This window comes from Curtobacterium sp. SGAir0471 (genome assembly GCF_005490985.1).
Taxonomy (GTDB): Bacteria; Actinomycetota; Actinomycetes; order Actinomycetales; family Microbacteriaceae; genus Curtobacterium.
This window is the reverse complement of sequence record NZ_CP027869.1, coordinates 3,314,643-3,339,607: the sequence shown is the minus strand read 5'-3', so window position 1 is coordinate 3,339,607 and position 24,965 is coordinate 3,314,643. Positions and strand designations below refer to the sequence as shown.

General features: G+C 69.0%; 20 protein-coding genes. 19 read left to right on the top strand and 1 reads right to left on the bottom strand.

Going from position 1 to position 24,965, the window contains the following annotated elements; translation table 11 throughout:
* The first annotated feature begins 24 nt into the window (after window positions 1-24).
* Complete coding sequence (gene rpoC, locus C1N91_RS15530) at window positions 25-3,906, top strand: DNA-directed RNA polymerase subunit beta' (protein WP_058728465.1); 3,882 nt, start codon at window positions 25-27, stop codon at window positions 3,904-3,906.
* Window positions 3,907-4,069: 163 nt separating this feature from the next.
* Here the strand turns inward: rpoC and C1N91_RS15525 are convergent, their stop codons facing one another.
* Window positions 4,070-4,435 (bottom strand): VOC family protein, encoded by a 366-nt coding sequence (locus C1N91_RS15525; RefSeq protein WP_137768428.1) that lies wholly within the window; start codon window positions 4,433-4,435, stop codon window positions 4,070-4,072.
* Window positions 4,436-4,810: 375 nt separating this feature from the next.
* On the opposite strand from C1N91_RS15525, the gene C1N91_RS15520 reads away from it, so the two are divergent.
* The 18 genes from C1N91_RS15520 (at window position 4,811) to tuf (ending at window position 24,899) form a co-directional block, all read left to right on the top strand.
* A complete protein-coding gene (locus C1N91_RS15520) occupies window positions 4,811-6,481 on the top strand; it encodes a GspE/PulE family protein (protein WP_137768427.1) in 1,671 nt (556 codons plus the stop codon).
* 18 nt (window positions 6,482-6,499) lie between these two features.
* On the top strand, window positions 6,500-8,218 hold the full coding sequence (locus tag C1N91_RS16805) for a type IV pilus twitching motility protein PilT (protein ID WP_175416058.1): 1,719 nt from the start codon (window positions 6,500-6,502) through the stop codon (window positions 8,216-8,218).
* A complete protein-coding gene (locus C1N91_RS15510) occupies window positions 8,218-9,441 on the top strand; it encodes a type II secretion system F family protein (RefSeq protein ID WP_137768426.1) in 1,224 nt (407 codons plus the stop codon). The genes C1N91_RS16805 and C1N91_RS15510 overlap by 1 nt, the downstream gene beginning before the upstream one ends.
* Window positions 9,442-9,632: 191 nt before the next feature.
* The gene (locus tag C1N91_RS17265; RefSeq protein ID WP_137768425.1) at window positions 9,633-10,055 is read left to right on the top strand and encodes a type II secretion system protein; all 423 of its coding nucleotides are present in this window, start codon (window positions 9,633-9,635) and stop codon (window positions 10,053-10,055) included.
* Window positions 10,056-10,128: 73 nt separating this feature from the next.
* Window positions 10,129-11,589 carry a hypothetical protein gene (locus tag C1N91_RS15500; protein WP_137768424.1) on the top strand — a complete coding sequence of 487 codons (1,461 nt, stop codon included), beginning with the start codon at window positions 10,129-10,131 and terminating at the stop codon, window positions 11,587-11,589.
* Window positions 11,590-11,594: 5 nt separating this feature from the next.
* Complete coding sequence (locus C1N91_RS15495; RefSeq protein WP_137768423.1) at window positions 11,595-12,290, top strand: PulJ/GspJ family protein; 696 nt, start codon at window positions 11,595-11,597, stop codon at window positions 12,288-12,290.
* Window positions 12,287-14,161 (top strand): hypothetical protein, encoded by a 1,875-nt coding sequence (locus C1N91_RS15490; protein ID WP_137768422.1) that lies wholly within the window; start codon window positions 12,287-12,289, stop codon window positions 14,159-14,161. Before C1N91_RS15495 ends, C1N91_RS15490 begins: the two co-directional genes overlap by 4 nt.
* Window positions 14,128-14,988, top strand: a complete 861-nt coding sequence (locus tag C1N91_RS15485; protein WP_254678274.1) for a prepilin peptidase — start codon at window positions 14,128-14,130, stop codon at window positions 14,986-14,988. The genes C1N91_RS15490 and C1N91_RS15485 overlap by 34 nt, the downstream gene beginning before the upstream one ends.
* Window positions 14,989-15,008: 20 nt before the next feature.
* On the top strand, window positions 15,009-16,061 hold the full coding sequence (pilM, locus tag C1N91_RS15480) for a type IV pilus assembly protein PilM (RefSeq protein ID WP_137768421.1): 1,053 nt from the start codon (window positions 15,009-15,011) through the stop codon (window positions 16,059-16,061).
* Entirely contained in the window at window positions 16,058-16,774 is a 717-nt protein-coding gene (locus C1N91_RS15475; protein WP_137768420.1) for a hypothetical protein, read from the top strand. The genes pilM and C1N91_RS15475 overlap by 4 nt, the downstream gene beginning before the upstream one ends.
* Complete coding sequence (locus tag C1N91_RS15470) at window positions 16,771-17,457, top strand: hypothetical protein (RefSeq protein ID WP_137768419.1); 687 nt, start codon at window positions 16,771-16,773, stop codon at window positions 17,455-17,457. Before C1N91_RS15475 ends, C1N91_RS15470 begins: the two co-directional genes overlap by 4 nt.
* Window positions 17,458-17,629: 172 nt before the next feature.
* Window positions 17,630-18,283: a CBU_0592 family membrane protein gene (locus C1N91_RS15465; protein WP_137768418.1), complete on the top strand. Its 654-nt coding sequence runs from the start codon at window positions 17,630-17,632 to the stop codon at window positions 18,281-18,283.
* A gap of 52 nt (window positions 18,284-18,335) precedes the next feature.
* Entirely contained in the window at window positions 18,336-18,794 is a 459-nt protein-coding gene (locus C1N91_RS15460) for a DUF6121 family protein (RefSeq protein WP_137768417.1), read from the top strand.
* Between the two features lie 128 nt (window positions 18,795-18,922).
* Complete coding sequence (locus C1N91_RS16800; protein WP_175416057.1) at window positions 18,923-20,056, top strand: hypothetical protein; 1,134 nt, start codon at window positions 18,923-18,925, stop codon at window positions 20,054-20,056.
* 458 nt (window positions 20,057-20,514) lie between these two features.
* Window positions 20,515-20,883, top strand: coding sequence for a 30S ribosomal protein S12 (rpsL, locus tag C1N91_RS15450; RefSeq protein WP_058728453.1), 369 nt, complete (start codon window positions 20,515-20,517; stop codon window positions 20,881-20,883).
* 5 nt (window positions 20,884-20,888) lie between these two features.
* Window positions 20,889-21,359 carry a 30S ribosomal protein S7 gene (rpsG, locus tag C1N91_RS15445; protein ID WP_058728452.1) on the top strand — a complete coding sequence of 157 codons (471 nt, stop codon included), beginning with the start codon at window positions 20,889-20,891 and terminating at the stop codon, window positions 21,357-21,359.
* A 101-nt stretch (window positions 21,360-21,460) separates the two neighbouring features.
* Window positions 21,461-23,575, top strand: a complete 2,115-nt coding sequence (fusA, locus tag C1N91_RS15440; protein WP_058728451.1) for an elongation factor G — start codon at window positions 21,461-21,463, stop codon at window positions 23,573-23,575.
* A 136-nt stretch (window positions 23,576-23,711) separates the two neighbouring features.
* On the top strand, window positions 23,712-24,899 hold the full coding sequence (gene tuf / locus C1N91_RS15435; protein WP_058728450.1) for an elongation factor Tu: 1,188 nt from the start codon (window positions 23,712-23,714) through the stop codon (window positions 24,897-24,899).
* The last annotated feature ends 66 nt before the right edge of the window (window positions 24,900-24,965 follow it).

The window sequence follows — 24,965 nt, the reverse complement described above, 5'->3', positions numbered from 1 at the left end:
CGAACTCAGCAAGAGAGAAGAACATTGCTCGAAGCAACGTCATTTGACGCCATCCGGATCGGCCTCGCGACCGCCGAGGACATCCGTCAGTGGTCGTACGGCGAGGTCAAGAAGCCGGAGACCATCAACTACCGCACCCTGAAGCCCGAGAAGGACGGTCTGTTCGGCGAGCAGATCTTCGGTCCGTCCCGCGACTGGGAGTGCGCCTGCGGCAAGTACAAGCGTGTCCGCTTCAAGGGCATCGTCTGCGAGCGCTGCGGCGTCGAGGTCACCAAGTCCTCGGTCCGTCGTGAGCGCATGGGCCACATCGAGCTCGCCGCACCCGTCACGCACATCTGGTACTTCAAGGGCGTCCCGTCGCGCCTCGGGTACCTCCTCGACATGGCGCCGAAGGACCTCGAGAAGGTCATCTACTTCGCGGCGTACATGATCATCGACATCGATGAAGAGGGCCGTCATGCCGACATGCCCGGTCTCGAGAACGAGATGCGCCTCGAGATCAAGAACCTCGAGGGTCAGCGCGACTCGATCATCGCCGACCGCCTCAAGAAGCTCGAGGACGACCTCGCAGCGCTCGAGGAAGAGGGCGCCAAGGCCGACGTGAAGCGACGGACCAAGGACACCGCCGAGAAGGAGATGTCCCAGGTCCGCAAGTCCTTCGACGAGGACATCACCCGCCTCGAGCGCGTGTGGGAGGACTTCCGCAACCTCAAGGTCGGCGACCTCAAGCCCGAGGACGCGGTGTTCCACGAGCTGCAGGACCGCTTCGGGATCTACTTCGACGCCTACATGGGCGCCGAGGCGATCAAGCTGCGGCTCGAGGCGTTCGACCTGGCCGCCGAGGCCGAGTCGCTGCGCCTGCAGATCGCCGAGGGCAAGGGCCAGAAGAAGATCCGCGCGATCAAGCGTCTGCGCGTCGTCAGCTCCTTCCTCGCCACCGGCAACTCGCCGGCCGCGATGGTGCTCGACGTCGTGCCGGTCATCCCGCCGGAGCTCCGCCCGATGGTGCAGCTCGACGGTGGCCGCTTCGCCACGTCGGACCTCAACGACCTCTACCGTCGTGTGATCAACCGCAACAACCGTCTCCGCCGCCTGCTCGACCTCGGTGCCCCCGAGATCATCGTGAACAACGAGAAGCGCATGCTGCAGGAGGCCGTCGACGCGCTGTTCGACAACGGTCGTCGTGGTCGTCCGGTCACGGGTACCGGCAACCGCGCCCTGAAGTCCCTGAGCGACATGCTCAAGGGCAAGCAGGGTCGCTTCCGTCAGAACCTGCTCGGCAAGCGCGTCGACTACTCGGGCCGTTCGGTCATCATCGTCGGCCCGCAGCTCAAGCTGCACCAGTGCGGTCTGCCGAAGCAGATGGCGCTCGAGCTGTTCAAGCCGTTCGTCATCAAGCGCCTCATCGACCTGTCGCACGCGCAGAACATCAAGTCGGCCAAGCGCATGGTCGAGCGTTCGCGTCCGCAGGTGTGGGACGTGCTCGAGGAGATCATCCGCGAGCGCCCCGTCCTGCTGAACCGTGCGCCGACGCTGCACCGTCTGGGCATCCAGGCGTTCGAGCCGCAGCTCGTCGAGGGCAAGGCCATCCAGCTCCACCCGCTCGTGTGTGCTGCGTTCAACGCGGACTTCGACGGTGACCAGATGGCCGTGCACCTGCCGCTGTCGGTCGAGGCCCAGGCCGAGGCACGCATCCTGATGCTCGCCTCGAACAACATCCTCAAGCCGTCGGACGGCCGTCCGGTGACCCTGCCCGCACAGGACATGATCATCGGTCTGCACCACCTGACGACCGTCCGCGAGGGCGCGCTCGGCGAGGGCCGTGCGTTCTCGTCGGTCGCCGAGGCGATCCTGGCCAAGGACCAGAACACGCTGCACCTCAACGCGATGGTGAAGATCCGCATGTCGGGTGTCCACTTCGCCGAGGGCGAGGCGCCGGAGGGCTACGAGGTCGGTCAGCCGATCCTCCTCGAGACCACCCTGGGCCGTGCGCTCTTCAACGAGACGCTGCCGGCGGACTACCCGTTCGTCCAGCGCGTCACCGACAAGGGCACCCTCTCCGCGATCGTCAACGACCTCGCCGAGCGCTACTCCAAGACCGAGACGGCCGCCGCGCTGGACCGGATCAAGGACGCAGGCTTCTACTGGGGCACGCGCTCCGGTGTGACCGTGGCGCTGTCGGACGTCGTGACGCCGCCGCGCAAGAAGGAGATCATCGCGGGCTACGAGGTCCAGGCCGCCAAGGTCCAGGGCGAGTTCGACAAGGGTCTGATCACCGACGCGGAGCGCCGCGCCGACCTGATCAAGATCTGGACCGAGGCCACGAACGAGATCGCGCAGGAGATGCGCGACAACTTCCCGATCGACAACACCATCAACCGCATGGTGTCGTCGGGTGCTCGTGGTAACTGGCTGCAGGTGCGCAACATCGCCGGTATGCGTGGTCTGGTGAACAACCCGAAGGGTGAGATCATCGCCCGCCCGATCATCAACTCGTACCGCGAGGGCCTGACCGTGGCGGAGTACTTCATCGCCACGCACGGTGCCCGCAAGGGTCTGGCGGACACGGCTCTCCGGACCGCCGACTCGGGCTACCTGACCCGTCGTCTCGTCGACGTGTCGCAGGACGTCATCATCCGTGAGGACGACTGCGGGACGACCCGTGGCCTCGAGCTCCCGATCGCGACCAAGGGCGAGGACGGCAAGCTCGTCCGCGACCCGCGCGTCGAGAACACGGTGTACTCGCGCACCCTGGCCGTCGAGGCCGTGGACGCGAACGGCACCGTGGTCGCCGAGGCCGGCTCGGACGTCGGTGACGTCCTGCTGGACACGCTGCTCGAGGCGGGTGTCGAGAGCATCAAGGTGCGCTCGGTCCTGACCTGCGAGTCCGCCGTCGGTGTCTGCGCGAAGTGCTACGGCCGTTCGCTCGCCACGGGCAACCTCGTCGACATCGGCGAGGCGGTCGGCATCATCGCCGCCCAGTCCATCGGTGAGCCCGGTACCCAGCTGACGATGCGTACCTTCCACACGGGTGGTTCGGCCTCGGCCGACGACATCACGCAGGGTCTGCCCCGCGTGACCGAGCTCTTCGAGGCCCGCACCCCGAAGGGCGCGTCCCCGATCGCCGAGGCCCCCGGCCGCGTCACGATCGAGGACACGGACAAGGGTCGTCGGATCATCCTCACGCCGGACAACGGCGACGAGCCGTTCATCTACCCGGTGCTCAAGCGTGCGACCCTCCTCATCGAGGACGGCCAGCACGTCGAGCTCGGCGAGCAGTTCATCGCCGGCACGGTGGACCCGAAGGAGGTCCTCCGGGTCAAGGGTGTGCGCGAGGTCCAGAAGCACCTCGTCAACGGTGTGCAGGACGTGTACGGCTCGCAGGGCGTGCCGATCCACGACAAGCACATCGAGGTCATCGTCCGCCAGATGCTCCGCAAGGTCACCGTCGTCGACCACGGCGACACCGACCTGCTGCCGGGTGAGCTCGTCGACCGGTCGCGCTACAACGCGCTGAACCGTGCGGCGCTGCAGGAGGGTCGCAAGACCGCCTCGGCTCGCCAGGAGGTCATGGGCATCACGAAGGCGTCCCTCGCGACCGAGTCGTGGCTGTCCGCCGCGTCCTTCCAGGAGACCACCCGCGTCCTCACGCAGGCGGCCATGGAGGGCAAGCAGGACCACCTCGTCGGCCTCAAGGAGAACGTCATCATCGGTAAGCTCATCCCCGCCGGGACGGGCCTCAGCCGGTACCGTGACGTGGACGTCGCCGCGACCGAGGAAGCCAAGGCGGAGCGGTACCCCAACCGCATCTTCGCCGACGACTCCTCGTTCTCGGACGCCGACCTGAGCTTCGTCGACTTCGACAGCTTCTCGTCGGACGACTTCACCCCTGGGACCTACAACTGAACAGGCACGGCCGACTGAGCCTGAGCTGAACCCGGAAGGCCCCCGCATCCTCGGATGCGGGGGCCTTCCTCGTTGCTGGACCGCGTGTGGTGAGGGGGACGCTGGCGGACGGGAGGCTCGTGGCGGGCCCGCCCCGCGCCTCCCGTCCGCCGGTGGTCCGGTCTCAGGCGGTGCGGCCCTTCTCGTCGACCAGCGAGTACAGGCTGAGGACGTTGCCGTCGGGGTCGCGGACGTCGAACCAGTCGACGGCACCGTCGACGCACTCGACCGGGCCGACGTCGATGCCGAGCGAGCCGATGCGGGCGTGCTGCGAGCGGACGTCGTCGACGCCGAAGCGGACGGTCGCGGGGCGTCGCTCGGCGTCGGCGTCGCGGTACAGCTGCAACCAGATGCCACCGATCTCGTACTCGACCACGCCGTCCTCGGGCTCGAGGTCGGGGTCTGCCCGCTGGAACACAGCGCCGTACCAGAGGCAGGACGCCTCGATGTCGGAGACGGGGAGCCCCACGGTCACGCTCGTGATGTCCATGTCTCATCATGGCGCGCAGCGGCCCCGCGCGTCGAGGGGTTCCTCGTGCACGCACCCCAGACGGTGCTGGACCGTTCGCCCCGCGGCTGCCGGCGCCTTCCTGCACAGGGCACGGCCGTCGACGTCCCGTCCACCGACACCCGGTTCGGACCCCGCGCCGACGTGGCGGAGCCGGAGCATCGACGCATGACGACCGCGAGACGCGCCTCTCGGTACCCGCCGGTACCCCAGCACTGGGGGCACACGCCACCCCGTCGCCCCCTCGTTGTGGGACTGCGAGGGCCGCACCGGGCGGCCGTAGCGTGGACGGGCGCCGCGCCGCTGCGGGGCACACCCCCACGACCCGGTCTCGACCCGAAGGAGGCCCCGGGACACATGGCCACCCTGTCCGAGATCCTCATCCTCAACGGCGCACTGCCGATCGAACACCTCGACTCCATGACCGGCGACGAGGCGATCGACGAGCGTGCCATCCGCTCCCTGGTGGACCAGGGCGTGGTGAGCGAGGCGCAGTACATCACGGCTCGAGCGGCCTCGAACAACTCCCACACCGTGCCGCTGACCGACTACCCGGTCGACGGGACCGCGGTGTCGATGCTGCCCGCGGCGCTCTGCCGTCGCCACGGAGTGCTCGGCATCGGGTTCGAGGGCGAGACGCTCGTGCTCGCGATGGTGAACCCGTCGAACGTGCTCGCGATCGACGACGCGCGCACCGCATCGGGTCGCGCGATCAAGCCGCTCCAGGTGGAGGAGCGCGACCTCGTCAGCGCCCTCGACCGGTACCTGCGAGCGGACGACGAGCTGAACGACCTGACGTCGTCGCTCGAGGACCAGTCGGCCGCGCAGACCCAGCAGCAGGTGGACCTGACCGACGGCGCGCTCGACGACGTCCCGATCGTCCGCTTCGTCAACCTGCTCGTCTCGCAGGCGATCCAGGACCACGCGTCGGACATCCACATCGAGCCGGGCGAGCACGAGGTCCGGGTGCGCTACCGCATCGACGGCGTGCTGCACGAGATGGCGCCGGCCCCGAAGAACATCCAGAACGGCGTGATCAGCCGGCTCAAGATCATGAGCGACATCGACATCGCCGAGCGGCGGAAGCCGCAGGACGGCCGGATGTCCGTGCGCCACGGCGGTCGGCAGATCGACCTGCGCGTGGCCACCCTGCCCACGGTGTGGGGCGAGAAGGTCGTCATGCGCATCCTCGACAACACGAACACGTCGCTGACGCTCAAGGACCTCAACCTGCTCGAGCAGAACTTCCAGGCGTACCAGCGGTCCTACTCGAAGCCGTACGGCATGATCCTGGTCACCGGGCCCACCGGTTCGGGCAAGTCGACCACGCTGTACACGACGCTCAACGCCGTCGCGAAGCCGGAGATCAACGTCATCACGGTCGAGGACCCGGTCGAGTACCGGATGGCCGGGATCAACCAGGTGCAGGTCAACCCGAAGGCCGGCCTGACCTTCGCGTCGGCGCTGCGGTCGATCCTGCGCTCCGACCCGGACGTGGTGCTCCTCGGTGAGATCCGCGACCACGAGACCGCGCAGATCGCGATCGAGGCCTCGCTCACCGGCCACCTGGTGCTCTCCACCCTGCACACGAACGACGCCCCGTCGGCCGTCACCCGTCTGACCGAGATGGACATCGAACCCTTCCTGGTCGGGTCCGCGCTCGACTCGGTGGTCGCCCAGCGTCTGGCCCGCCGGCTCTGCGACCGGTGCAAGGCCCCCGCCGTGTACGAGGCCGAGCAGCTGCACGCGCTCGGGTTCCTCGACCGTCCGGACGCGGCCGTGCCGGAGTTCTTCGCACCGATCGGCTGCGCCGTCTGCTCGAACACCGGGTACCGCGGCCGCATCGCCCTGCACGAGGTCATGACCGTGACCGAGGAGATCGAGCGCCTCGCGGTCGCGCGGGCCTCGAGCGCCGAGATCAGCCGCGTCGCCCAGCAGCAGGGCATGCTCACGCTCCGGCAGGACGGGTGGGAGAAGGTCAAGCTCGGCCTGACCAGCGTCGACGAGATCCTGCGCGTGGTCGCGTAGCCCGGGAGCACGAGGACGATGAACGAATCGGTGTACGACATCGAAGCAGGGAACGACCCCGTCGCCGGGTGGCACCCCGGGAGCCCGGGCAACGAGGTCGGTGGCCGTCGGGCTGCGCGGCTCGCGGCGGCTGCTGCGGCCGCGGCGGCGTCGGCGCACGCGGTGACGCCGACAGACCACCCCGTTGTGCCGACGTCGAGCAACGCCGTCTACGACCTGTCGACCGAGGGCGGCTGGGGTGCGCCGGCTGCCTGGGACGACCCGACCGGCGCAGGGGCCACGGGGACGATCCCGGCCGGTGCGTCGTCGTGGCCGCCGCCCGCCGGTGACCCCGTCGCCGTGCCGGTGGCGCAGCCGCAGGCCACGCCGGCCACGCCCCCGGCGGCGGTCCCACCGTCGACCGCGGCGTACGGGTACGCGGATGCGGTGACCGAGCACCTGCCGGTGGCGCCCGCGGTGGCGACCACGAGCCTCCAGACCGTCGCCCCGGCGGTGTCCGGTCGCACGATCACCGGACCCGCTGTCTCCGGGCCCGCGGTCGACCCTGCGTCGCACCCCGAGATCGGCTTCACGCGCCACGCTCGCGAGGTCGCCGACGGCGACCTCATCACGGCGCTGTCGCAGGTCGTGTACCAGGGAGCGTCCGACCTCCACGTCACCGCGGACGCCCCGCCCACCGTGCGGGTCGACGGGTCACTGCGTCCCGCGGTACCCGGGGGACCGTGGGCACGCAACAAGGTCATCGCCGCACTGAAGACGCTGCTCACGCCCGAGCAGGCCGGGCAGTTCGACCACGAGCAGGAGCTCGACTTCGCGTACTCGTTGTCGCCGGAGTTCCGCTTCCGCGTGAACTACTACCAGCAGCGCGGCAACTGGGGCGCGGCGTTCCGCATCATCCCGACGAAGATCAAGACGCTCAAGCAGCTCGGCATCCCCGCGCACGTCGGGGAGTTCGCGAAGCTGCCCCGCGGACTCGTGCTCGTGACCGGGCCGACCGGCTCCGGCAAGTCGACGACCCTCGCCGCGCTCATCGACCTGGTCAACGAGACCCGTGCCGACCACATCGTGACGGTCGAGGACCCGATCGAGTTCATGCACGAGCACAAGAAGGCGATCATCAACCAGCGCGAGGTCGGGGCGGACACCCACTCGTTCGCCGCCGCGCTGAAGCACGTGCTCCGTCAGGACCCCGATGTCATCCTGATCGGTGAGCTCCGCGACCTCGAGACCATCTCCGTGGCGCTGACCGCCGCCGAGACCGGGCACCTGGTCTTCGCGACCCTGCACACGCAGAGTGCTCCCGGCACCATCGACCGCGTCATCGACGTGTTCCCGCCGCACCAGCAGGGGCAGATCCGCACCCAGCTCGCGGCGACGCTCGAGGGGGTCGTCTGCCAGACCCTCGTGCCGAAGGCGAACGGGTCCGGCCGTGTCGTCGCCACCGAGATCATGAAGACGACGCCGGCGATCGCGAACCTGGTGCGCGAGGGCAAGACCTACCAGATCACCTCGGCGATGCAGGCCGGGCGCGACGCCGGGATGCACACGATGGACCAGGACCTCGCCGAGCTCGTCAACGTCGGTACCGTCACCCGGGCCGCGGCGATGGAGAAGGTGCACGACGAGGACGGCTTCGACCGGCTCGTGCAGCGCGTCGAGTCGCCGTCCGACTCGTCCGCAGCGGCGATCGCCGCCTCCGAGATCGACTTCGGCGACAAGTACTCCGGGGGCCACTGATGTCACTCGCGTTCGACTACCGGGGCCGCGACGGCGCCGGCAAGCTCGTCAAGGGTCGGCTCGACGCGGCATCCGAGGGTGCCGTCGTGCAGCGGCTCCGGACGATGGGCGTCTCGCCGATCGCGATCACCGAGGCGAAGCCCGGCACCGGGCTGCAGACCGAGATCAAGATCCCGGGGTTCGAGAAGGGCGTCGGGCTCAAGGACCTGGCGATCATGTCGCGCCAGGCCTCGACCATGCTGTCGTCCGGGCTCTCGCTGCTCCGTGCACTCACGATCCTGGCCGACCAGACGGACAACAAGAAGCTCAAGGACATCCTCGGCAAGGTCCGCGACGACGTCGAGCGCGGTGTCTCGTTCTCCGACGCCGTGGCGAAGTACCCGGTCGACTTCCCGCCGATCATGATCAACATGATCCGGGCAGGGGAGACCGGCGGCTTCCTCGACCAGGCGATGGACTCGATCGCGACGAACTTCGAGAAGGAGCACAAGCTCCGCTCGACGATCAAGTCGGCGATGACCTACCCGGTCGTGGTCCTCGTGATGTCGCTCGTCGCGGTCGTCGTGATGCTCGTGTTCATCGTGCCGATCTTCCAGGACATGTTCGCGTCGCTCGGCGGGCAGCTGCCCCTGCCGACGCGGATCCTCGTGCAGTTGTCGCACGCGATGCGCTGGGCCGGCCCGATCCTGGCGGTGCTGGTCGTCGTCGGCTGGCTCTGGTACCGCGGCAACAAGAACACCGATCGGTTCCGCGCTGTCCGCGATCCGATCCTGCTCCGGATGCCGGTCTTCGGACAGCTGACGCGGAAGATCGTCATCGCCCGTTTCGCCCGGAACTTCTCGAACATGATCGGTGCCGGGGTGCCGATCCTGCAGGCGCTGCAGATCGTCGGCGAGGTGTCGAACAACTTCGTCGTGCAGAAAGCACTGACGCGCGTTGCGGAAAGTGTCCGGAAAGGCGAATCGATCGCCGATCCCCTCGCCAAGGAATCAGTGTTCCCGGCAATGGTCGCGCAGATGATCGCGGTGGGTGAGGACGCCGGTTCGCTCGAGGTGATGCTCGAGAAGATCGCGATCTTCTACGATTCCGAAGTGGAATCGACCACGGAATCCCTGACCTCGCTCATCGAACCGTTGCTCATCGCATTCCTCGGCGTGGTGGTCGGCGGGATGATCGTCGCGCTCTACCTGCCGATCTTCCAGATCTCCTCGCTGGTCAAGTAACTCGACGGCGCGCGCCCTCCGTTCGGGGGTCCGTCAGGAATTCCGCACCCCCGGTACTGGGGGCAATTCGCAACACAGATCACCCCCGTTCTCGGGATTATGCCCCGAAAACGCCGTCAATACGCTTACCAGCGGCGGCGGAGCAGTCTGCGGCACAACCCCATCGCACTCCCGAGAAGAACGGAACCACCATGTACTTCGCTCTCATGGGCAAGCTCGACGCTCGCCGCAAGGGCCTCCTCGAGGACAAGGAGAAGGGCTTCACGCTCATCGAACTCCTGGTCGTCGTGATCATCATCGGCATCCTCGCCGCGATCGCCATCCCGGTGTACCTGAACGTGCAGAACAACGCGAAGGACGCGTCGGTGAAGTCCGACCTGGCGAACGCGAAGACGGCGGTGATCGCGTTCCAGACGGACAAGAACGGGAAGCTGCCGACGGACGCGGAGTTCAAGAACCTCGACACGATGAAGCCGTACGGCTTCACGCAGAGCAAGGAGACGGTGTTCGTCTACAGCCCGTCCGGAAGCACCTTCTGCATCCAGGGCACGGGTGCTACCGGAACGGCGTTCAACATCAAGGACACGACGGCCGCCGAAGAAGGAAAGTGCTGATCTGACGATCCGCATGAAGGCGGCTCGCGTCTGCGAGCCGCCTTTCGTATCCACTGCTCGTGAGGAGGTGACCGTGATCCGCAGACTGCAGCACGTGCTGCGCCCGGTCGACCCGTCGACCCGTGAAACGGGCCTCTCGGTCATCGAGGTCATGGTCGCCATGATGGTCTTCGCCGTGATGAGCGTCGGGATCGCCTACGGCATCGCCAACACCCTCCAGCTCACCCAGACGAGTCGCGGCCGCGAGACCGCCGTGGCGCTCGCCTCGCAGGACATCGACTCCATGCGGCAGACGGCTGCGGCGACGACATCCGGCATCTTCAAGGTGGTGAGCGCATCCGGCGCCACCAACACGAAGACCCTGGGCGGCGTGACCTACCAGATCGACCGGTCCGTCCGGTGGGTGCAGAGCGACGGCGCGAGCGGCGCGTGCGGCACCTCGAACGGCAAGCTCGCGTACAAGAGCGTCGTCGCGACGGTGTCGTGGCCGAACGCCCGAGGCGGTACGTCCTCGACCTCCATGACCTCGGCGATCGCGCCGAGCGACGCCGTCACCGACCCGGGCTACGGCACCGTGATCGTCTCGGTCGCGAACGCGTCCGGTGCACCGTTCCCCGGCGTGGCCGTGTCGCTGAAGCCGATCACGGGGACCGGCGCCGTCGCACCGAGCACCGCTCCGCTGCCGACCGACTCCCAGGGCTGCTCGTACGCGGTCAACGTGGCCCCTGGGGACTACACCGTCACCGCCACGGCCGCCGGCGGCATCGACACCGAGCAGAAGCAGCCCTCGCAGCAGAGCCCGATCACGGTCGCTGCCGGTGCGAGCGCCCCCGTCCCGTTCGTCTACGACCGCGCGAGCCAGCTGACCCTCCGGTACGCACCGTCGTACGGCGCGACGCTCCCCACGAACATGCCCACCGTGCTTTCGAGCACCGGCGGCGGACTCGACACGGTGACGCCCTGGGACACCACGAGCACGTCGCTCGCTATCACGTCGGCCTCGTCGCCGTCACTCCCGGTCTTCCCCTTCACCTCCGGGTACACGGCCTACGCCGGCCCCTACTCGAACAGCCCCAACGCCAAGGTGAACTGCCTCAGTCCGAGCTCCACCGCCTGGAACACGCCGAACCCGGACGGTGCGGTCGGCGCCAGCCCGGGCGTGATCACGACGAGCGCGGGAGAGCCCGCGAGTGGCTCCGTCCGCATGGGCGTCGCGACGATCAAGGGCGTGAAGGGTCGCTACGTCACCGCGGTCTCCTCCGCGAACCCCGGGCCGGGCGATCCGGGCTGCGCGGCGGGCATGACGATGAGGTTCCCGGTGTCGACCTCGGACACTGCGACGATCGCCCTGCCCTTCGGCACGTGGACGATCTCGTCCGGCACGACGTTCGGTTCGACCTCGCGCAACGAGATCGCCACGAACGCCGCCAACGTCTCGCCGGTCACGCCGGGGACGGTCAACCGGAAGACCGCGCTCATCGTCATCAGCTACGACAACACGCTTACCCTCGATCCGCGCGGGCAGACCTCGTGAGGCGGGTGCTGGGCAGGCTCGGACGCGAGGACGAGGGCGTCGGCCTCATGGAGCTCATCGTCGCGATGAGCATCTCGATGGTGATCCTCGTCGCGGTCGGCGGGTTCTTCACCGCGACCCTGCGGGCCGGATCGACGAACACCCGATCCGACCAGAACGCCCGCTCCGCGTCGATCGTCATGAACTCCCTCACCCGATACGTCCACGCCGCGAGTCTCCTGCCGGTGGCGGACGGCACCTACGCCACCGCGGTGACGCAGGCGGGCGGCTCGACGATGACGTTCACCGCCTTCGTGAACCTCGACGGCAACGCCACCGACGTCCCGGTCCAGGTGCGGTACTCGCTGAACCGGGCGAAGGGGCTCGTCCTCGACCGCTGGACGGGCACCACGACGAAGGGCTTCACGACCTTCCCCGCCCCGACCCAGCCGCCGACCACGTCCACCGTCCTCGGTGGAGCGGTGTCGTCCCCGACCGGCGACGGCGACCCGCTCTTCACCTACCTCGGCGCGAACGGTGCAGCGCTGCCGACCCTCGCCGACGGTTCCCTGGCCGCGTCGCAGCTCGGAGCGGTCCGTGCCGTCCGGGTCAACCTCGAGCTCGGCGCGCCGACGGCCGACAGCCCGGGCAACACCCACATCCAGAACACGCTGTACCTCTTCAACGTGGCCTACGGCACCGGCACCGGAGCGACGCCGTGATCGGGCGGGTCAGCGCAGCCCTCCGCCGCACGCACGGCGACGAGCGGGGCATGGCCCTGGCGAGCGTCGTGATCTTCGGCACGGTCATGCTCATGCTCGTCGCGACGATGGTGGCGGTGTCCACCTCGGGCGCGGTGAAGTCCGCGACGGACCGGAACTTCCAGAACGCCATGGCCGCCGCGTACGCGGGCCTCGCCGACTACCAGTCGAAGCTGTCCAACGACAACGGCTACGCCCTGTACGGCAACGCGGCCGCACGGTTCAGCACGGCCAGCGGTTCGACGTTCACGGGCGACGACGGCAACCCGGCGTTCACGAGCAGCGGCTCGCAGTGGGCGACCGTCGTGGGCTCGACCGACCAGTTCTTCCGGTACGAGGTCGACAACGCCGACTACTCGTCGAAGGGCGTGCTCCGCGTGCGCGTCACCGGGAAGTCCGGGGGCAGCGTCCGGTCCCTCGTCGCCAACCTCAAGGGCGACGGCTTCATCAACTACCTGTACTTCACGAACTACGAGTCCTCGAGCCCCGCGATCTCCGGCAGCGACTGCACGACCGCCTACCAGTGGCAGAACGGGGTCTCCAACCGGTGCCAGGCGGTGCAGTTCGCCGGGACGGACGTCCTCAACGGCCCGATCCGGACGAACGACGTCTTCACCGCGGCGTGCGCGACGACGTTCAACGGCACCGTGGAGCAGCACGACACGCGGGTGCGTCCGTCGAGCGGGACCTGCAGCGGACAGTTCCTCGGAGGCGACCCGTCGCCGGTACCGTACCTCGGGCTGCCCGCGCTGAACTCGAACATGTCCCAGGAGACCCGGACCGACCTCCCTGCGACGGTGCCTCGTCCCGGGTGCCTCTACACGGGACCGACCCGGGTGACGTTCCTCGGTGGCGGCAAGATGACCGTCTGGTCGCCGTGGTCGAAGGCGACCCAGATCCAGGTGGACAGCAAGACGGGCAAGGTGTCCGCGGGCGCGGACACCGCGAAGGCTGCGTCGCTCTGCGGGTCGATCGACGCCCTGCAGAGCGAGGGTGGCGCGACGATCCCGACACTGCCCGCGAACCTCGCCTACGTGCAGGACGTCCCGTCCGCGACGAACAACGTGAACACCTGGTCGGGATCGTTCCCGTCGAAGTACACGAACACCTACTGCACGACGACCGTCACCGTCGGGGCGAACGGTCGCGCGACCACGAAGTCGAACCAGCCCTTCAGCAACGGACTCGGGTACCCGGCGGCGGGGGAGTGGGTGAACGGCCGGAGCGCCGGTCGCAACAACACGACGCAGACCGGGTCTGCACCGGACACCTACTCGTGCACCGCCGGAGACGTCTTCGTCAGCGGGCCGTTCGCCGGAGCGATGACGATCGCTTCGTCGGGGACGATCTGGGCGACCGGCAGCGTCACGTACGCGGACCCCACGACGGACATCCTCGGCTTGGTCGGCCAGAACGCGGTCGAGGTCTACAACCCGACGAAGTGCACGTCGTACGCATCAGACCGGGCCGCCTGCAACAACTCCGGGATCGCCCTGCTGAAGCGCTCGAGCGGGGACGACATCACGATCAGCGGCGCCATCGCCAGCAACGCCGGGACGTTCTGGAACCAGAACTACGACGTCGGACCGAAGCTCGGTGTGCTCAAGGTCGTCGGCTCCATCGCGCAGAACTGGCGCGGCCCGGTCGCGACCACCGGAGGCACGGGCTTCTCGAAGAACTACGTCTACGACCAGCGGCTGCTCACCACGGCCCCGCCGAAGTTCCTGCAGCCCGTCTCGACCTCGTACGGCGTGACGACGCAGGTCGAGGTGCAGTCGGCATACCAGGTGGACGGTGCGTGCGCGAAGACGAGCGCCGGGGCCTGCCGGTGAGCGCCACCTGGGTCCTGGCCGCGCTGGCCGGCGTGTTCGGCCTGGCGATCGGGTCGTTCCTCAACGTCGTCGTGCACCGCGTGCCCGCAGGGCTCTCGGTGGTGGCACCGGCGAGTGCCTGCCCGCAGTGCGACCACCCGATCCGCCGCCGAGACAACGTCCCGGTCCTGTCATGGCTGCTGCTGCGCGCGAGGTGCCGCGACTGCGCCGCTCCGATCCCGGTGCGCTACCCGGCGGTCGAGGCTGCGACCGCCGTGCTGTTCGTGCTCGTCGCCCTCGTCGTCCCCCGACCGCTCGACGCTGCAACGACCGGCGAGGTCCTCGGTCGGACCGTGCTGCTCGGCGCGCTGCTCTTCCTCATGGCGGTGAGTGTCGCGCTCTCGCTGATCGACCTCGACACGCACCGCCTGCCGAACGCCGTCGTCTACCCGGCTGCCGTCGTGCTGCTCGTGCTCCTCAGCGTGGTCTCCGCCGTGTCCACGGACTGGGGCGCTCTGCTACGCGGCCTCCTCGGCGCGGTCGTGCTCGGCGGGGCCTACCTGGTCCTGGCGCTCGCCGTCCCCGGCGGGATGGGGCTCGGCGACGTCAAGCTCGCCGTCGTGCTGGGCCTCGTCCTGGCGTACCTCGGATGGGGACCCCTCGCAGTGGGAGCTTTCGGTGGCTTCCTCGTCGGCGGTACGGTCGCGATCGCGCTCGTCGTCGCCGGTCGCGCGCGGATCGGCAGCGGAGTCCCGTTCGGTCCGTCGATGTTCGTCGGGGCCTGGATCGGCATCGCCTTCGGTGCGCCCCTCTGGTCGGCTTACCTCGGGCTGCTCGGCCTGTCATGACCCTCAACGAAAGCAGCACCATGGGAAAGAGCATCGTCGGCGTCGACATCGCCGCGTCGTCGATCCGTGCGGTCGAGGTCGGGGACGCCGACCGTGACCGCCCCGTCGTCCTCCGGGTCGCCGAGGTGCCGACGCCCGAGGGAGCGGTCAGCCGCGGCGAGGTCCTCGAACCCAACACCGTGGGGGCCGCGCTGCGGCAGCTCTGGTCGACGGGCAGGTTCCGGTCGCGTGACGTCGTCCTCGGCATGGGGAACCAGCGGGTCCTCTCCCGCGACCTCACCGTCCCGCATGCGCCGCTCGCGCAGATCCGCGAGAGCCTCCCGTTCCAGGTGCAGGACATGCTGCCGGTCCCGGTGGGCGATGCGATCCTCGACTTCTACCCGGTCAGCGAGGGCGTCGACGAGACCGGCCCGGTGATCCGCGGACTGCTCGTCGCGGCGATCAAGGACGCCGTGCTCGCCAACGTCCGCGCCGTTCGGCTCGCGGGCCTCAACCCGGTCGGTGTGGACCTCATCCCGTTCGCCCTCACGCGGGTGCTGAGTCCGACGCAGGCGCAGCACGGGACGATCGCGATCATCCAGGTCGGCGCGGACACCACGAGCGTCGTGCTCGCGACGGACGGCGTGCCGCAGTTCGTCCGGATCATCCCCTCTGGCGGGGACGACATCACCCGCTCGCTCGCCGGTCGACTCGACATCCCCTTCGCCCAGGCCGAGGCGGTGAAGCGGCACTTCGGGATCGGTCCGGGTGCCCGCACACCTGACGACGCGCGAGCCGTCGCGGCGGTGTTCGACACGGTGAACGAACTCGTGACGAGCCTCCGCAACACCATCAACTACTACGTCAACACCCATCCGGACGACGTCGTCGCCGGCATCGCGCTCGTGGGCGGCAGTGCCCGGCTCATCGGGCTCCGCGAGGCCCTCGCGGACGCGACGCACCTGCCGGTCACCACACCGTCGGCCTTCCGTCACGCGGGCTTCGGCCGCGCGGTGCGCGAGGAGGACGTCCTGGCACACGGTGACTCGGTGGCCGTCGCGTACGGACTCGCGGTGGGGAGCCAGGCAGCATGACCAGCACACAGGAGCGGACGGACACCGCGCAGGGGCGTCGGGGCCGCGGAGCGCGTCGAGCGGCCACGGACGCGACCGCGGGGCGTGCACCCCGCGTCGACCTCCTCCCTGCGGAGGTCTACGCCGAACGGCGACAGCGGGCACTGACGCGGCGCGCGTGGCTCGGGGTCGTCGTCATCGGTGCCGCCGTCGTGCTCGCGACCGGCGGCGCCGTGGCGCACCAGATGGCGACGGCGTCCTCGCTGACCGCCGCGCAGGGGGAGACCACAACGCTCCTCGCCCAGCAGCAGCGGTACGCGGAACTGCGCGCAGCGGAGCGCGACACCGACCTCCTCGAGTCGGCCCGCGCCGTCGGAGGATCCACCGAGGTCGACTGGGACGGGACGCTCGGCGGCATCCGCGACGTCCTGCCGGCGGACCTCGCGATCAGCGGGATGACCATCGCCTCCGCGACCGTGACGGAGCCGTTCGGACAGGCGACGGACGGTGGGCCGCGGCCGAGGATCGCGACGCTCGCGCTGACGGCGAGGTCGACGACCATCCCGTCGGTGCCGGACTGGACCGGCCGCCTCTCCGGACTCGCGGGCTACCTGGACTCGTCGATCTCGTCGATCTCGTTCGACGAGGACAGCGGTGAGTACACCTCCGTCATCGAGCTCGAACTCGACGCTCGGGCCTACGACGGTGTGTACGGCAAGGAGACGGGCCGATGACGAAGCACCACCTGTCCCTCGTGATCGCCCTCGTCGTCGGCGTCGCCGTACTCGCCGGCGGCTGGTTCCTCGGCGTGCAACCGCAGCTCGCCGCGGCCGCGTCGAACCAGGCCCAGCAGACGACCATCGATGCGACCAACGACAAGAACCGGGCCGAACTCACCCGGCTCGCAGCGGCCTTCTCCGGACTCGACGCGACGAAGGCGGAGCTCGACCAGCTGCGGGCTTCCGTGCCGTCGACCGTCGATACCGAGTCCTTCGTCCGGGAGATCGACGCGAACGCCGCCGCGGCCAGCGTCCAGGTCACCAACGTGACCATCGGCGACGCCACCCCGTACGCTCCCGCGTCGGCGGAGCAGGCCAGCTCGGCGACGGCCACCCCCGGAACGACCTCGGACGGCGACGACGGGGCGCCGTCGGCGGAGGCCCGCACCGACCCGGCGATCACCGCCACGAACTTCTCGCTCGTGCCGGTCACGGTGGCGGTGCACGGGTCCTACGACGAGGCGTTGGCGTTCACGAAGTCGATGCAGACCGGGGCCCGACTGTTCCTCGTCTCGGGGATCGCCGCCGCGAGCGAAGACGAGGACGGCACGCCTCCGATGCAGTCGCAGTCCTGGTCGCTCTCCGGGTCGGTCTACGTCCTCACGGACCCCTCGTCGAGCACCTCGGCGAACGGCTGACACTCGCTCCCCAAGGCCCCCGCGAAGTGGGTGCGACACGCCACGCCGCACCCACTTCCGCGACACCCGTCGGTGTGCCTACGATGCTCCCGACGCCGCACTCGCGGCTGCTCACACCCCTCTCGGACGGTCGCCTCAGGACGGCCGTTCCTCGTCGTGCCCGGAGTCGCGCGTGTTGGTCGGAATCGTGGAGTTCCTCGGCTGGTTCGGAGCCGTAACCGTTCTCGCAGGTTACCTGCTGTTCTCACTTGGCAAGATCCCGAACGGGCCGCTCTACCAGTCCCTCAACCTGGTCGGCGGGCTGTCCGTCGCCATCAACGTCGCCGCGCACCACGCGATCCCGTCGACGATCGTGAACGGCGTCTGGGCCGTCATCGCCGTCGTGGTCCTGGTGCGGATGGGCTGCGCTCGCCGGGCCGCCCGACGAGGGGTCCCCGAGGCACCGACGGGCTCCGCCCTGCACGTCGAGCCCCCGACGACGACCGCCGTCCTGCCCGTCGTCGGACCGGCCCTGCGCGACCACGAGGCGGAGTCGGTCCGCCGCGACCACGAGGCGGAGTCGGCCCTGCGGGACCAAGGACCGGCGCTGACCAACCCGGACCACGAGACGGAGCCGGCCCTGCGAGACGACGCCGAGCCGCGCCTCCAGGACGACACCGCGACGACCCCCGTAGCCCCCATGACCGAGTCCGTCCCGGTCATCACCGCGACCATCGCGCTTGCGCTCGTCGCGGCCGCGCAGCAGCACGAGCGGCAGCAGGAGCCCGCGCAGCAGCACGAGCAGCAGCCCGAGCCCGAGCGCGCCCCGGAGCGCACCACCCGCTGACCCGGCGACGTCGGAACCTGCCACCCAGGGCGCCCGGCAGTACGATCGAGCCATGTCCCGGTGGCTGATCGCGACGATGACGTCGATCCTCTTCATCGCGCTCGTCATCGCGGTGACGGGCTTCGAAGCCCTCCTCGCCGACGTCGAGGCGATCCCGCAGCCGGACGCGAGCCCCTACCTCGGACCGACGATGGTGGTCGCGGCAGCCGCGGTCGTGTTCCTCGCCACGGCTGCGGGGATCCGCGAGGGCAACCCCGGCGTCACCGGACTCGTCGCCGCCGCCGGCACCTACCTGGCGATGCTCGCGACGGGAGCGGTGGGCTACTCGATGACGCGTGGGGACGGCACCGAGCTCCTCGTGTTCCCCGCGGGCTCCGCGCTGAGTCCCTTCATCGTCGGCTCGGTGTTCGTCGCCCTGCTCTGCGTCCTCGGCGGGGTGTCCGCCGCCCGGTACCAGGCTCGCCAGCGTGCCGCGGACGCAGCTCCCGGTGGCGAGGGGGACCGGCGCTGAGGCCGGTCTCGCGCGAGCGGACCCTCCCGGGCCCGCCTGTGCAGAGGTCCTCCGCTGTCCACAGCCCGGTCGCGCGACACCGCCCGGCGGTAGCATTCCGGAGCACGCACAGGCACGACGGGGGATGCATGACCGACAACCAGCCGGACGGGTGGGCACAGGTCCCGCACGTCGACACGCTCCGCGGCACGCAGGAGCCGCCGGTGCCCGTCAACGGCGCGGCAGCGCCGCGTCCGCAGCGCCGCATGCGACGCGGCGCGCTGGTGGGGATCATCGCGGGCGGTGCGGCCGTGGTGCTGCTGCTCGCCACGGGCGTCGTCGGGTACGCGGTCCAGTCCTCCTCGCACTCCGCCGACCGGCCGGTGCGCGCCTTCCTCGACGACCTGACCGCCGGCCACGTGGACGACGCACTGCGGCTGGCGGGTGTCGACCACGACGACGCGGACGTCCTGCTCACCGACGCCGCCTACGCGAAGGCGACCGACCGCGTCACCGGCTACCGCATCGCAGCGACGCGCACCGACGGCGACACCGCGACCGTGCGCGCGTACCTGCGACAGGGCGGCCGGGACGTCGCATCGACCTTCACCCTCGACCGCACGGGCACCGACTGGGGCGTCTTCCCGGTGTGGGACCTCCAGGCCCCGGACCTCGGCCGGGTGCAGGTCTCGGTACGCGGGCCCGGCGGGACGCCGGTCGAGGTCGCCGGCCAGCGAGTCCGGACGTCCGACGACGGGATCGCGAACCTGACCGCCCTGCCCGGCTCGTACGCCGTGACGGTCGACGGGGGGAAGTGGTTCACGGCAGAGGGTGCCACCGCGCGCATCAACGGCTTCGACGGGATCAGCTCGGCCCCGGTGTCCATGACGACGGAGCTCACCGACGACGGCAAGCAGGCGGCGCAGCAGGCCGTCGACCGCTGGGTCGACGGCTGCATCGCCTCCACCGACCCGGCCCCCGCCGGTTGCAGCTTCTACGCCTACGGCGAGGACCCGGCCTACACCTACACGAACCAGAAGTGGACGCTCGAGCAGCGCCCGGAGGTGACGGTCGGTGGCTGGTTGTCGCGCGGGTGGACGGTCTCGACGACGACCCTCGGTCGCGCCACCTTCACCGCCGACATCTCCGGGCCCGACGGTGTCGGCACCGCGAAGGCAGGTCCGATGAACGTCAACGCCAGCGGGTACGTCTCCGGCTTCTCCGGAGACGGGGCGACGTTCGAGTCCGCCGTCGGCAACGGATCGTCCGACACGGGTTCCTGACGCGCGCGGCGGTCATCGGCATGGAGGCCCGTCCCACCGCCGCGGACGGGTCCGGTCGGACGGTCGCCGGCCGGGAGGCCCGTCCCACCACCGCGGACGGGTCACGACGGTCGGTCACCGGCCGCGCGGGAGCGCCCCACCACCGCGATCACGTCGCGCTCCGCTCCGGGGCCAGCCGAGCAGCGTTCCGGTCTGCGGACAGGGCCGTCCCCCCGCCCGCCGGCCCGCTCCGGGCGCGACGCGCCCGGATTGATTTCGCCGTGTGACGCGGGTAGTCTCTACCGGGTGTGCGCCCTCGGGCGCGCCCGAAATCCCGGGTCACCCTCGTCGACCTCGACGAGACCGTACCGGGTCATCCATCCCACGACCTCCCTCCGCCGTCAGGCGGTGATCAGCGTGGGATGAGGAAGCCGACGGAAGGCGTCGGCCAGAGCACGAGCGAAGAACCAGGAGAACAGTTGCCTACCATCCAGCAGCTCGTTCGCAAGGGTCGTACGCCCAAGGTCGTCAAGACCAAGGCGCCGGCACTGAAGGCGAACCCCCAGCAGCGTGGTGTCTGCACCCGCGTCTACACCACCACCCCCAAGAAGCCGAACTCGGCCCTGCGCAAGGTCGCTCGTGTGAAGCTCTCGAACGGCACCGAGGTCACGGCCTACATCCCCGGTGAGGGCCACAACCTGCAGGAGCACTCGATGGTGCTCGTCCGCGGCGGTCGTGTGAAGGACCTCCCCGGTGTGCGCTACAAGATCATCCGCGGTGCCCTGGACACCCAGGCCGTCAAGAACCGTAAGCAGGCCCGCAGCCGCTACGGCGCGAAGAAGGGTTGAGATAGATGCCTCGTAAGGGTCCCGCCCCGAAGCGTCCCGTCGTCGCCGACCCGGTGTACGGCGCGCCGATCGTCTCGCAGCTCGTCAACAAGATCCTCCTGGACGGCAAGAAGGGCCTCGCCGAGCGCATCGTCTACGATGCACTCGAGGGCGTCTCCGCCAAGAACCAGCAGGACGCCGTCGCGACGCTGAAGAAGGCGCTCGACAACGTCCGTCCGACCCTCGAGGTCCGCAGCCGCCGCGTCGGTGGCTCGACCTACCAGGTCCCGGTCGAGGTCAAGCCGCACCGCGCGAACACCCTCGCGCTCCGCTGGCTCACCTCGTACGCCAAGGCCCGTCGCGAGAAGACGATGACCGAGCGTCTCATGAACGAGATCCTCGACGCGTCGAACGGTCTCGGTGCCGCGGTCAAGCGCCGTGAGGACACCCACAAGATGGCCGAGTCGAACAAGGCCTTCGCCCACTACCGCTGGTAATCCCGGCCCGGTAGTCCCGGCTCCGATCGGGCGTCGGTGGTCACGCACCGCCGACGCCCGCCCGGCCGCCAACCTCTCCTACAACTCTTCCGGAGGAACCTGTGGCACAGGACGTGCTCACCGACCTGAACAAGGTCCGCAACATCGGCATCATGGCGCACATCGATGCCGGCAAGACCACGACGACCGAGCGCATCCTGTTCTACACGGGCATCACGCACAAGATCGGTGAGGTCCACGACGGCGCTGCCACGATGGACTGGATGGCGCAGGAGCAGGAGCGCGGCATCACGATCACGTCGGCCGCGACGACCTGCTTCTGGGACAACAACCAGATCAACATCATCGACACCCCCGGTCACGTGGACTTCACGGTCGAGGTGGAGCGCTCGCTCCGCGTCCTCGACGGTGCGGTCGCCGTCTTCGACGGCAAGGAGGGCGTCGAGCCCCAGTCCGAGACCGTGTGGCGTCAGGCGGACAAGTACAACGTCCCCCGCATCTGCTTCGTCAACAAGATGGACAAGCTCGGCGCGGACTTCTACTTCACCGTCGACACGATCATCAACCGTCTCGGCGCGGAGCCGCTCGTGCTCCAGCTCCCGATCGGTGCCGAGAACGACTTCATCGGTGTCGTCGACCTCATCGAGATGCACGCCAAGGTCTGGCCCGGCGACGCCAAGGGTGACGTGACCATGGGCGCGCAGTACGAGGTCCAGGAGATCCCCGCGGACCTCCAGGCCCGTGCCGAGGAGTACCGCGCCAAGCTCGTCGAGCGCGTCGCGGAGTCCGACGATGCCCTGCTCGAGAAGTTCTTCGACGGCCAGGAGCTGACGAAGGACGAGATCCGCGCCGGCATCCGCAAGCTCACGATCGCGTCCGAGGTCTACCCCGTCCTGTGCGGCTCGGCGTTCAAGAACCGCGGCGTCCAGCCGATGCTCGACGCCGTCATCTCGTACCTCCCGTCTCCGCTCGACGTTCCGCCGATGATCGGCCACGACGTCAAGGACGAGGAGAAGGAGATCATCCGCAAGCCCGACGCCACCGAGCCGTTCTCGGCGCTGGCGTTCAAGGTCGCGGTGCACCCGTTCTTCGGTCGTCTGACCTACGTCCGCGTGTACTCCGGCTCGATCGAGTCCGGTGCCCAGGTCATCAACTCGACCAAGGGCAAGAAGGAGCGCATCGGCAAGATCTTCCAGATGCACTCCAACAAGGAGAACCCGGTCGACAACGTGACCGCGGGCCACATCTACGCGGTGATCGGCCTCAAGGACACCACCACCGGTGACACGCTCTGCGACCCGACCGACCAGGTCGTCCTCGAGTCGATGACGTTCCCGGAGCCGGTGATCGAGGTCGCCATCGAGCCGAACACGAAGGCCGACCAGGAGAAGCTCTCCACGGCCATCCAGAAGCTCGCCGAAGAGGACCCGACGTTCCGCGTCGAGCTCAACGCCGAGACCGGCCAGACCACCATCAAGGGCATGGGCGAGCTCCACCTCGACATCCTGGTCGACCGCATGAAGCGCGAGTTCAAGGTCGAGGCGTCGGTCGGCAAGCCGCAGGTCGCCTACCGCGAGACGCTGACCAAGCCGGTCGAGCGCTACGACTACACCCACAAGAAGCAGACCGGTGGTTCCGGTCAGTTCGCGAAGGTGCAGATCGCGCTCGAGCCGATCGAGGTCACGGCCGAGAAGGTCTACGAGTTCGAGAACGCCGTCACCGGTGGCCGCGTCCCGCGTGAGTACATCCCGTCGGTCGACGCCGGTATCCAGGACGCCATGCAGGTCGGTATCCTCGCCGGGTACCCGACCGTCGGTGTGAAGGCCATCCTCAAGGACGGTCAGTCGCACGACGTCGACTCGTCCGAGATGGCGTTCAAGATCGCCGGTTCGATGGCGTACAAGGAGGCTGCCCGCAAGGCCGGCCCCGTCATCCTCGAGCCGATCATGGCCGTCGAGGTCCGTACTCCGGAGGAGTACATGGGCGACGTCATCGGTGACCTGAACTCCCGTCGTGGCCAGATCGCCTCGATGGAGGACGCCTCGGGCGTCAAGGTGGTCCGCGCGAGCGTGCCGCTGTCCGAGATGTTCGGCTACGTCGGCGACCTTCGTTCGAAGACCTCCGGTCGTGCCGTCTACTCGATGACCTTCGAGACCTACGCACAGGTCCCGAAGAAGGTCGAAGAGGAGATCATCGAGAAGGGCAAGGGGAACTGACGCTCTGAGCGTCTTCTCCACAGGCGGGGGCGCCCGGCGACGGGCCCCTCGCCACCAAGTAATGTAAGACACACACCCTGCACGCCAACGGTCGAGAACCGGGGGCATGCTCTCCGAGTCCTGAGGAGGACCCACAGTGGCCAAGGCCAAGTTCGAGCGGACCAAGCCGCACGTCAACATCGGAACCATCGGTCACGTCGACCACGGCAAGACCACGCTCACGGCGGCGATCACCAAGGTTCTGCACGACCAGTACCCGGACCTCAACGAGGCCCGTGACTTCGCTCAGATCGACAGCGCTCCCGAGGAGCGCGACCGCGGCATCACGATCAACATCTCGCACGTCGAGTACCAGACCGACAAGCGCCACTACGCGCACGTCGACGCTCCGGGTCACGCCGACTACGTCAAAAACATGATCACCGGTGCGGCCCAGATGGACGGCGCGATCCTCGTGGTCGCCGCCACCGACGGCCCGATGCCCCAGACGCGTGAGCACGTGCTGCTCGCCCGCCAGGTCGGCGTCCCCTACATCGTCGTCGCGCTGAACAAGTCCGACATGGTGGACGACGAGGAGATCCTGGAGCTCGTCGAGCTCGAGGTCCGTGAGCTCCTCGGCTCGCAGGAGTTCGACGAGGACGCCCCCGTCGTGCAGGTCTCGGCGCTCAAGGCGCTCGAGGGCGACGAGAAGTGGGTCAAGTCCGTCCAGGACCTGATGTCCGCCGTCGACGAGAACGTCCCGGACCCGGTGCGCGCCACCGACCAGCCGTTCCTCATGCCGATCGAGGACGTCTTCACGATCACCGGTCGTGGCACCGTCGTCACCGGTCGTGTCGAGCGTGGCACGCTGGACCTCAACTCCGAGGTCGAGATCGTCGGCATCCGCCCGACGCAGAAGACCACGGTCACGGGCATCGAGATGTTCCGCAAGCTGCTGGACAAGGCGGAGGCGGGCGACAACACCGGTCTCCTCATCCGTGGCCTCAAGCGCGAGGACGTCGAGCGCGGCCAGGTCGTCGTGAAGCCGGGTTCGGTCACGCCGCACACCGAGTTCAAGGCGAACGCGTACATCCTGACCAAGGAAGAGGGCGGTCGTCACAACCCGTTCTACGCGAACTACCGTCCGCAGTTCTACTTCCGCACCACGGACGTCACCGGCGTCATCACGCTGCCCGAGGGCACCGAGATGGTCATGCCGGGCGACACCGTCGCCATGTCGGTCGAGCTGATCCAGCCGATCGCGATGGAGGCCGGCCTCCGCTTCGCCATCCGTGAGGGTGGCCGCACGGTCGGCGCCGGTACGGTCGAGGAGATCGTCAAGTAACTCCCGGTTCTCCGGAAGACACTGCGTCAGCGGGGTCGGGCCTTCGGGCCCGGCCCCGCTTCGTCG